The sequence below is a fragment of the Flaviflexus sp. genome (assembly GCF_041440645.1).
Classification (GTDB): Bacteria; Actinomycetota; Actinomycetes; order Actinomycetales; family Actinomycetaceae; genus Flaviflexus.
This window is the reverse complement of record NZ_JASDVN010000002.1, coordinates 36,844-43,988: the sequence shown is the minus strand read 5'-3', so window position 1 is coordinate 43,988 and position 7,145 is coordinate 36,844. Positions and strand designations below refer to the sequence as shown.

The following is a 7,145-nucleotide window of genomic DNA, read 5'->3' as shown; positions in this document are numbered from 1 at the left end:
CGTTTCATGCCACGACGCGCAAAACGCCCGCTACACACTCAATTATGAAGAGCCGCTATGTCCTTTCGTGTGTGGCTGGGGGGATCTGAGTTCGTCGTGAGCAGGAGTGAGTCGTGTGCCGGTAACTCGTCGGTGTCTCGCGCAGTGTGCCGACAATCTCCGTCGTAAACTGGGTCCAGTTCAGTCGCCGTGGCAAGGAGTAGGAAAGCAATGACCGTCAAGGACCGCAAGCATGATGGGCATCGACTTGAGTCCCGGGAAACCATTTACGAAGGCAACGTCTTCTCTTTCGTATCCGATGATCTCACCCTTGAGGGGCAGTCGACGTCGATCAGGCGCGAGTACATTGCTCACCCCGGTGCCGTCGCGATCGTGCCGATCCGTGACACCGAGAAGGGTCCCGAAGTGCTCATGCTGAGCCAGTACCGTCACCCCGTGTCAGCAATACTCTGGGAACTCCCCGCCGGCCTGCTGGACAAGGAGGGTGAGGATCCCCTCGAGGCCGCAAAGCGGGAGCTTGCCGAAGAGGCGGGCCTTCAGGCAGACACGTGGCACGTGCTGGTCGACATCTTCTCTTCCCCCGGATGCCTGTCGGAGAGCCTGCGGATCTTCCTGGCACGTGATCTGTCGGATTCTGATCTCGAGTACGAGCGAACCGAGGAAGAAGCCGACATGACGTACGAATGGCTACCGCTGGCCGAGGCAGTGAAGCTCGCCCACAACGGCTCCATCCACAACGCCACCACCCTCAACGGTCTCTTCTCAGCCGCCTCAGCGCTCAACGGTCACGGGGAACTGCGTGACCCCGGTGCTGAGTGGCTCCGTTAAGTACGTGCAAGAAAGAACGGGCAACTCACGAACGAGAGAATGAACGAACAAGCTGCTCACTTAAGAGTTGCTCGTGAGGCGGAAGTCGGCGTGCTTTCTCGAGTCGTGGCGCTCCAGGAGCTCGAGTTCTTGCGCTTCCCACTCGTCCCAGTGCTGGGACCAGTCGTAGGGGTCCCTGCTTGCCACGCGCCGCTGGCGGAGCTCCCGATCCGCATCGATCCACACGGAGATGTCGGATGGGATCTGGCCCGAGCCGGAGCCGACGATGAGGAGGAGCGGCTTGGGGGTGAGGACGATCGGGTCCTCCACAGTTTCAGACCACCAGTTCCACGTTTGGGTCTGAACTGGACCTGACTGGAGTCCCTGCGCGACCTCCCGGACGCGTTCGACCGCGCCATGCAAGTCGCCCCAGCCCTTTGACCACAGCTCGACCTCGAGGAGGAGGGAGTGGAAGGCGGGGGTGCGGGACTGAAACTCTCGTACGAGACGCTCCCCGAGGGAGGTTTTTCCGGCGCCAGAGAACCCGTCAATCGTGACGGTGACCATGTCTCCTTTCGACCGTTCCACAAAGTCCGCCATATGGTCGACAAGGGCTAGGTACATAGGGGATATCCTAGCCTTGAGTAACCCCGTTTCTAGGAGAAGATCTCATGAGCGTTGCACTTCGCGTCATCCCATGCCTCGACGTATCGGGAGGACGAGTTGTCAAAGGCGTCCATTTTGCCAATCTCGCCGACGCTGGCGACCCGGTCGAGCTTGGTCGCCTGTACGGAAGCGAAGGAGCCGACGAACTGACCTTCCTCGACGTTTCGGCCTCGGTCGAGGACCGCGGGACGATGATGGACGTGGTGACGAAGACCGCGGAGCAGGTGTTCATTCCCCTCACCGTTGGTGGTGGCGTGCGAAGCGTTGAGGACGTTGCACGCCTCCTGGGAGCCGGTGCGGACAAGATCTCCGTCAACACGGCCGCGATCACCCGCCCCGAACTTCTCGAGGAGATCTCCCGCGAGTTCGGTAGCCAGGTACTCGTTCTATCCGTCGATGCTCGCCGCACCGACAACCCGGACATGCCCTCCGGTTTCGAGGTCACCACCCACGGCGGACGCAAGTCCGCGGGCATCGATGCCCTCGAATGGGTGAAGCGCGGCCAGGACAGCGGCGTGGGGGAGATCCTTCTCAACTCCATGGACGCCGACGGCACAACAAAGGGCTTTGACCTGGAAATGACGAGTCAGGTACGCGACATCTGCCGGGTTCCCCTCATCGCCTCCGGCGGTGCGGGAACCGTGCAGGACTTCATCGAGGTGGCACGCATTGGCGTCGATGCCATCCTCGCCGCCTCCGTCTTCCACTTCGGAACCCTTACCATTGGTCAGGTCAAGGAAGGCCTGAAGGAAGCGGGAATCGAAGTTCGATGAGCGAAGACAACAAGGAACCAGAAATCACCTACAACGAGGCAGGTCTCGTCCCCGCCATCATCCAGGACCACGAGGGTGGTCGCGTCCTCATGATGGGCTGGATGAACTCCGAGGCACTCACCCGTACCCGGGAAACGGGACGAGTCTGGTTCTGGTCCCGCTCCCGTCAAGAATTCTGGCGCAAGGGCGACACCTCGGGCCACAGGCAGTACGTCCGCGGCATCGAATACGACTGCGACGCAGACACCCTACTCATCCAAGTTGAGCAGATCGGGGCAGCCTGCCACACCGGCAGCCGCTCCTGCTTCGACAACAGAACCCTGGAGGCGGTGACAGACCGTGACGAATCCAACCAGTAACTGGGGCGAGATCTATCCCGGCCGCGAAGAATTCCTTTCACTGGCCGAAACAAGACGGGTTGTGCCCGTGACGGTGCAGCTCCTCGTTGACGACACCTCACCCTCAAGCATCTACCGCAGGCTCGCCGAGAACCGACCCGGTTCCTTCATCATGGAATCCGTCGAACAGGACTACTGGTCGAATTGGTCGTTCGTCGGCATCTCCTCCTCCGCTTTCCTGACCGCAAGCGACGGCACGGCACAGTGGACCGGCGATGTCCCCGAGGGCCTCAAGACCTCCGGCTCCACCATGGAGCTCCTCGCGGATGCTCTGCACCACCTGAACTCGGAGCCGCTCCCCGGCCTGCCACCCATGACGGGCGGTCTTGCGGGCGTGCTTGGCTGGGACGTCATCTACGACTGGGAACCCACCCTGAAGAAGGACGCCCCCGTTGAGCACGACACCCCGGATGTTGCGCTCTGCCTGACCGAGCAGCTCGTCGCCATCGACCACCGCAAGGGAGTCGTGTGGCTCATCGCCAACGCCATCAACCGCAACGGTAAGCCCGAGGGCGCCGACATGGCGTACGAGAGGGCCGTGGCAAAGCTGGGTGAGATGAAGGAGGCGCTGCAGCGCCCCCTACCCGCACGCGCACTCGCAACAGGTGACGATCCGGTCAGCGAACCCGTCATGAGGGTACGTCCCGACGAGTTCCAGGACGCGGTCCGCAAGGGCCAGCAGCACATCGTTGATGGGGACGTGTTCCAGGTCGTGCTGTCCCAGCGTGCCGACATCGAATGCAAGGCAGACCCGCTCGACGTCTACCTCGTGCTGCGGTCGATCAACCCCTCGCCCTACATGTACTACTTCAATCTCGTGGGTGAGGCCGGATCGTTCGCGGTCGTCGGCTCCAGCCCCGAGACGCTCATGGCGGTGCGGGACGGGCAGGTCCGCACATTCCCGATTGCGGGCTCCCGCCCGCGCGGCGCGAACCCGCGCGAGGATCGCGAACTCGCCGAGGAGCTCCTCAAGGACCCGAAGGAGATCTCCGAGCACATCATGCTCGTCGACCTCTCGCGCAACGACCTCGCCAAGGTGTCGCGCCCCGGAAGCGTCGAGGTCACGGAATTCATGGACATCGCACGCTTCTCCCACATCATGCACATCACCTCGACCGTGACCGGTGAGCTCCGCGAAGGCGTGACCGCAGTGGAGGCGCTGGCCGCCACGTTCCCAGCCGGAACCCTGTCCGGGGCCCCGAAGGCATCCGCGGTCAACATCATCGACACCCTCGAACCCGCCCGCCGCGGAATCTACGGGGGAGTGGCCGGCTACTTCGACTTCGCCGGCAACGCCGATCTCGCAATCACGATCCGCACCGCAGTCATCTCCAACGGGAAGGCCTCGGTCCAGTCCGGAGCCGGAATCGTCGCCGAATCGGTTCCCGAGACCGAAGACATCGAGACAAGGAACAAGGCGGCCGCGGCACTACGTGCCATCCAGATCGCCAACACTCTCGTCTCATAGTGGTGCCCAGATGGGGACACTCGCCATTTTCCGGGTTAAGCTGGTACGAGAGTTTATGTAAAGGAGCACGAAGGTGACTGAACAACAGACGTATCGCCTGCCAAAGGCAGCGCCGTTCCACAACGAAGGAAACACGGTTGCAGGATGGACGCTGACCGTGGGCGCAAGCCTCGCAGTGCTCGTCATTGGCATCGGCATCATCGTCAGCCCCGTGCTCGCCTACGTCGGCGTTGGTCTTCTCGTGCTCGCCTGCGCGGCGTCATTCATCCTGTCGAAGACCGGTCACGGTCAGCCCCGGAGCCTGACGAATACCGCGAAGGCCGGCGCCTGGTACGAAGACTAGAAGGCGCATCAAAGGGGCGCCTCGGCGCCCCTTTTTTTACTGTAGTGAAAGGTAGTCATGACTGTTCTTGACGACATTATTGTTGGGGTGCGCGAAGATCTCGCTGTCCGTGAGGCAGAAACCCCGCTCGAGGCCATCAAGGAAGCCGCGCTCGCGGCTCCGCCCGCTCTCGATGCTCGCGACGCCCTCCTCGCCCCTGGCATCTCCATCATTTCCGAAGTGAAGCGGCAGAGCCCCTCGAAGGGCGCTCTCGCCGACATTCCCGAACCCGGCGATCTCGCCATCGAGTACCAGGCCGGTGGCGCCGCCGCGATCTCGGTGCTGACCGAGAAGCGCCGCTTCGGCGGTTCCCTGGCCGACCTTGATGAGGTGCGCTCGAAGGTGTCGATCCCTGTTCTCCGCAAGGACTTCGTCGTGACCGAGTACCAGGTGTGGGAGGCACGCGCACACGGCACCGACATCGTGCTCCTCATCGTCGCGGCACTTGACGACGATCAGCTGACCTCGCTTCTCGGCCGCACCCGCGAGCTTGGCATGACTGCCCTTGTCGAGGTGCACAACGAGGCAGAGGTCGAGCGGGCACTAGCCGTGGGCGCCGAGGTTATCGGTATCAACGCACGCAACCTCAAGACCCTCGAGGTCGACATGAGTGTGTTCGAGAAGCTGGTGGCTCTCGTCCCCGACCAGGTGGTCAAGGTCGCGGAGTCGGGTGTGTCCTCACCCGAGGACGTGCTCGCTTACGCACGTCAGGGCGCCGACGCCGTACTGACCGGTGAGGCCCTCGTGCGTTCCGGCCAGCCCCGCCAGGCTGTTGCAGACATGATCGAGATTGTTGGTAAAGAATGAAGAACTCAGCCCTGACAGGACCGTACTACGGCGAATTCGGCGGTCGCTACATCCCCGAATCCCTGATCTCCGCACTCGATGATCTGACAGACGGCTGGCAGAAGCTGAAGACCGATCCCGAGTTCCATCGGGAACTGAGCGAGCTCCAAAAGACGTACACGGGACGCCCCTCCATCATCACCGAGGTCCCGAGGTTCGCTGAGCACTGCGGTGGCGCACGAGTGATCCTCAAGCGTGAGGACCTCAACCACACCGGCTCGCACAAGATCAACAACGTTCTCGGTCAGGCACTGCTCACCCGCAGCCTCGGCAAGACCCGCGTCATCGCGGAGACCGGCGCGGGCCAGCACGGCGTTGCCACCGCAACCGCCGCCGCCCTCCTCGGCCTCGACTGCACGATCTACATGGGTGCCGAGGACGTGCGCAGGCAGGCCCTCAACGTTGCCCGCATGCGGCTCCTTGGAGCCGAGGTCGTCTCGGTCCACCAAGGTTCCTCGACCCTGAAGGACGCCATCAACGAGGCGTTCCGCGAGTGGGTCTCCACCGTCGAGACCACCAACTACATCTTCGGTACCGCGGCCGGCCCGCACCCGTTCCCGGGACTCGTGCGCGATCTTCAGCGCATCATCGGTGACGAGGCACGCGAGCAGGTCCTGAGCCTCACCGGTAAGCTCCCCGACTGGGTGCTCGCCTGTGTCGGTGGTGGTTCCAATGCGATCGGCACCTTCACGGCGTTCCTTGACGATCCCGAGGTGAATCTCGTTGGCCTCGAGGCAGCGGGCGATGGCATGGGGACCGGCAGGCACGCCGCCCCCATCAACCTCGGTGAGGTCGGCATCCTGCACGGCGCGAAGACGTACCTCATGCAGGATGAGGATGGTCAGACCATCGAGTCCCATTCGATCTCGGCCGGCCTTGACTACCCGGGCGTCGGTCCCGAGCACGCCCACCTCTCCGCCATTCACCGCGTTGACTACCAGCCTGTGACGGATGCTGAGGCCATGGATGCGTTCGCGCTCCTGTCGAAGACGGAGGGAATCATTCCCGCCATCGAATCGGCCCACGCACTCGCCGGCGCCATCCGCATCGGCAAGGAGAACCCGGACGCCACGATTCTCGTGTGCCTGTCGGGCCGCGGGGATAAGGATGTGGAGACCGCGGCGACATGGTTTGGTCTTGATGGTTCGGCGACGCGAGAGGTGCACTGATGAGAGCCGCAGAGAAGATTGATGCAGCCAAGGCCAGGGGCGGAGCCGCCTTCGTTGCCTACCTACCGGTTGGCTACCCGTCGGTGCAGGAGAGCGCAGAGGCGGCCGTTGCCGTCGTCGAGTCCGGCGCCGACATCATCGAGCTCGGTATCCCGTACTCGGACCCGGGCATGGATGGACCGATCATTCAGGAAACCACCCAGGCGGCACTTGCCAATGGGTTTAAGATGAAGGAACTGTTCGGAGCAGTCGAGCAGGTCGCGGCCTCCGGCGCTGCCGTGGAGGTCATGACCTACTGGAACCTCATCTTCCGCTACGGTGTTGATCGTTTCGCACGCGACTTTAAGAACGCTGGCGGTGCCGGCCTCATTACCCCGGACCTGCCGCCGGACGAGGCGGGGGAGTGGATCGCAGCTTCCGACGAGTACGAGCTCGACAGGATCTTCCTTGTTGCCCCATCGTCTCGTCCTGAGCGACTGAAGTTCATTTCCGATAACTCTCGTGGCTTCGTGTACGCGGCCTCCACCATGGGTGTCACGGGTGCTCGTGCGAAGGTTGATGACCGCGCCCAGAAGCTCGTTGAGGACACCCGCGCCGCTGGCGCGGAATGTATCAATGCGCAAGTCCGACGGATTG

Annotated in this window: 9 protein-coding genes; 8 read left to right on the top strand and 1 reads right to left on the bottom strand. The window is 62.9% G+C overall.

The window, feature by feature from the left end; genetic code table 11:
* Positions 1-210: 210 nt before the first annotated feature.
* Positions 211-828, top strand: coding sequence for an NUDIX domain-containing protein (locus QMB98_RS00255; RefSeq protein ID WP_371683617.1), 618 nt, complete (start codon positions 211-213; stop codon positions 826-828).
* Positions 829-888: 60 nt separating this feature from the next.
* Here the strand turns inward: QMB98_RS00255 and QMB98_RS00250 are convergent, their stop codons facing one another.
* Positions 889-1,431 carry a hypothetical protein gene (locus QMB98_RS00250; protein ID WP_371683616.1) on the bottom strand — a complete coding sequence of 181 codons (543 nt, stop codon included), beginning with the start codon at positions 1,429-1,431 and terminating at the stop codon, positions 889-891.
* 47 nt (positions 1,432-1,478) lie between these two features.
* On the opposite strand from QMB98_RS00250, the gene hisF reads away from it, so the two are divergent.
* The 7 genes from hisF to trpA form a co-directional block, all read left to right on the top strand.
* Positions 1,479-2,246 (top strand): imidazole glycerol phosphate synthase subunit HisF, encoded by a 768-nt coding sequence (gene hisF / locus QMB98_RS00245; RefSeq protein WP_371683615.1) that lies wholly within the window; start codon positions 1,479-1,481, stop codon positions 2,244-2,246.
* Entirely contained in the window at positions 2,243-2,605 is a 363-nt protein-coding gene (hisI, locus tag QMB98_RS00240) for a phosphoribosyl-AMP cyclohydrolase (RefSeq protein WP_371683614.1), read from the top strand. Before hisF ends, hisI begins: the two co-directional genes overlap by 4 nt.
* Complete coding sequence (locus QMB98_RS00235) at positions 2,586-4,112, top strand: chorismate-binding protein (protein WP_371683613.1); 1,527 nt, start codon at positions 2,586-2,588, stop codon at positions 4,110-4,112. Before hisI ends, QMB98_RS00235 begins: the two co-directional genes overlap by 20 nt.
* A 73-nt stretch (positions 4,113-4,185) precedes the next feature.
* A complete protein-coding gene (locus tag QMB98_RS00230) occupies positions 4,186-4,455 on the top strand; it encodes an HGxxPAAW family protein (RefSeq protein WP_371683612.1) in 270 nt (89 codons plus the stop codon).
* 57 nt (positions 4,456-4,512) lie between these two features.
* Entirely contained in the window at positions 4,513-5,301 is a 789-nt protein-coding gene (trpC, locus tag QMB98_RS00225) for an indole-3-glycerol phosphate synthase TrpC (protein WP_371683611.1), read from the top strand.
* Entirely contained in the window at positions 5,298-6,509 is a 1,212-nt protein-coding gene (gene trpB / locus QMB98_RS00220; protein WP_371683610.1) for a tryptophan synthase subunit beta, read from the top strand. The genes trpC and trpB overlap by 4 nt, the downstream gene beginning before the upstream one ends.
* Positions 6,509-7,145, top strand: a 637-nt coding sequence (trpA, locus tag QMB98_RS00215) for a tryptophan synthase subunit alpha (protein WP_371683609.1), incomplete at its 3' end; no start/stop codon positions are given. The genes trpB and trpA, both read left to right, overlap by 1 nt.

Coding starts and splice junctions, on each gene's coding strand:
- trpB (WP_371683610.1), top strand. CDS start 5,298: ATGAAGAACTCAGCCCTGACAGGACCGTACTACGGCGAATTCGGCGGT.
- QMB98_RS00255 (WP_371683617.1), top strand. CDS start 211: ATGACCGTCAAGGACCGCAAGCATGATGGGCATCGACTTGAGTCCCGG.
- QMB98_RS00250 (WP_371683616.1), bottom strand. CDS start 1,431: ATGTACCTAGCCCTTGTCGACCATATGGCGGACTTTGTGGAACGGTCG.
- hisF (WP_371683615.1), top strand. CDS start 1,479: ATGAGCGTTGCACTTCGCGTCATCCCATGCCTCGACGTATCGGGAGGA.
- trpC (WP_371683611.1), top strand. CDS start 4,513: ATGACTGTTCTTGACGACATTATTGTTGGGGTGCGCGAAGATCTCGCT.
- hisI (WP_371683614.1), top strand. CDS start 2,243: ATGAGCGAAGACAACAAGGAACCAGAAATCACCTACAACGAGGCAGGT.